Origin of the sequence: Kitasatospora nipponensis (genome assembly GCF_039528135.1) — a bacterium.
In the GTDB taxonomy this organism is placed as follows: Bacteria; Actinomycetota; Actinomycetes; order Streptomycetales; family Streptomycetaceae; genus Kitasatospora; species Kitasatospora nipponensis.
The window spans coordinates 1-2,101 of sequence record NZ_BAAALF010000399.1 but is presented as its reverse complement, the minus strand read 5'-3'; the positions used below and the strand labels follow the sequence as shown (position 1 = coordinate 2,101).

At 71.7% G+C, this 2,101-nt stretch carries 2 protein-coding genes; both read left to right on the top strand.

Features of this window, described 5'->3' with window-relative positions; genetic code table 11:
- Positions 1–438 precede the first annotated feature (438 nt).
- The gene (locus tag ABD323_RS40595) at positions 439–870 is read left to right on the top strand and encodes a hypothetical protein (protein ID WP_344447132.1); all 432 of its coding nucleotides are present in this window, start codon (positions 439–441) and stop codon (positions 868–870) included.
- A 102-nt stretch (positions 871–972) separates the two neighbouring features.
- On the top strand, positions 973–2,101 hold a 1,129-nt coding region (locus ABD323_RS40590; RefSeq protein ID WP_344447130.1), incomplete at its 3' end, for a type IV secretory system conjugative DNA transfer family protein.

Genomic DNA, 2,101 nt, shown 5'->3' with positions numbered 1-2,101 from the left:
CTCGTCCTCGAAGGGGACACCAGCGGGGCCAAGTGGGAGGGGATCGAGGACGCAGGCCGCACCATCACCCGCGCCGGCTGGTGGATCGACCAGCGTGCCTCCGAGCCTGGCGATCTCACCGAGCTGCTGAAGGCGGCAACGGAGCGGGACCGGCCGGTCGAGAACCCCCACTTCTGAGACGAGCGGCCTGGCTCTTACCAGGCGATTTCCGGCCGCACCAAACCGGCGGATCCTCGGATTCCTCACCGAGATCAGCGGCTGGTACTGCCGCCACCACCTGCCCACCACCAGCGCGCAGACCGACCGCGCCGCCATCGGTGGCCCCTCCTCCAACACGGGCACCAGGCCCAACTCCTTCACGCCCGCACCGCAGCCGGGGCCCGCCTGCCGCACGCCGTGCACCCGCTGACCCGATCCCGCCATCTCAAGGAGCATCCGATGGGCAACCTCACCGACGACCACGGCACCGACGTCGAGATCCTGCGCTGGGCCGACGGCCTGGTCTGGGCCCACTGCCGCACCAGCCTGCCCGAACCGGCCCACCAAATCCTCCGTTCCTGCGGCTTCACCGCCCCGCTCGACTCGGCTGACCCCGTCTCCTACCGACTCCCCAAGGAGATGGCCGACCCGGACCAGCGCCTCGCGGCATCCTCGGCATCCAGCCTGCTGAGCGACCTCGGGTTCGCCGTTGCAATCGACCCGGACCTGGCCGTCGGCTACACCGGGGCCACCCACAACATCGCCGAGCAGCGCCTGGCCGCCGCGCGGAGGACGTCCCCAGCCGCCGCACGGGCTGACGCCACTACTCGGCCGCCCACCACCACCGCTGCTGTGCCGGCCGCCAAGGTGCCCCAGCAGCGCAAGCGCTGAGACGTTCCTCTCCCATCGACCAGCAAAGGAGCCATGCCGTGATCCGCACCAGAGCCGAGCGCGCCCCGCCCCACCGCCCGCCCGCCACCCCCTGGACTCCCCATGCCTGCTCCGCGTACCAGCGCGCCATCGACCACCACTGGCACGGACGCGCTCCTCTACCTCCTCTTCGGCCTCGTCGGCGCCGCCCTCGCCTTCGGCTCCCTCGCCTGGCTGACCGGCAACCTCACCAACTCCGTTCTCGGCACCGGCCCGTGGTGTCCGTTCAAGCCGGTCGACGCCCTCCTGCACCCGCAGCTCCTGTGGCCGCACCTCGCGCCGACCACGATGCAGATCGGGGCACGGATCGTCCCCGGCTTGCTCACCGCCCTCCTGGCCGGCATCACGCTCGGCGTGGTGCTGCGGCGGCGCGGCGGCGCGAACAACGGGCTTGCCCGCAAGGCCGATCTCGCTCCGCTGCTGGACAAGGAGATCACCGCCAAGGCGAAGAGCCTGCGGCCGAGCCTGTCCGACCTCAAGCCGAAAAAAATCGCGCCGGCCGACCGGGGTATCCTCGTCGGCACCCTCTCGCCTGGTCGCGCGGAAGTCCGCGGCTCCTGGGAGGACGTGTTCGTCGCCATCATGGCGCCCCGCTCGGGCAAAACCTCCGGACTGGCGATCCCCGCGATCCTCGCCGCCCCCGGGCCCGTGCTGTTGACCAGCAACAAGGCGGCCAACGACGCGTTCACCGCGACGGTCGACGCCCGGGCGAAGGTCGGCACGATCTGGACGCTCGACCCGCAGCAGATCGCCCACCACCCGCGCGAGATGTGGTGGGACATCCTGGCCGACGCCCGCGACCTCGCCGGCGCCAAGCGCCTCGCCGGGCACTTCGTCGCCGCCAGCGTGGACGAGTCCAACGGCAGCGACTTCTGGTCAACCGCCGCGAGCAACACCCTCGGAGCGCTCTTCCTGGCCGCCGCTTCCTTCCGGCGCCCGATCACCGACGTGCTCGCCTGGCTGGCCTCCCCCGCGGACCGCACTCCGGTGGACCTGCTGACCGACGCCGGCCACCACGCGGTCGCCGCCCAGCTCCAGGGCACCGTATCCGGCGCGACGGAGACACGCGATGGCATCTACGAGACCGCGCGCCAGTATGCGAGTTGCCTGCTGGATCCGGAGATCGCCGCCTGGGTGACGCCCACCCCCGGCCTGCCCGAGTTCAAGCCCGCCGACTTCGCGACCTCCCGCG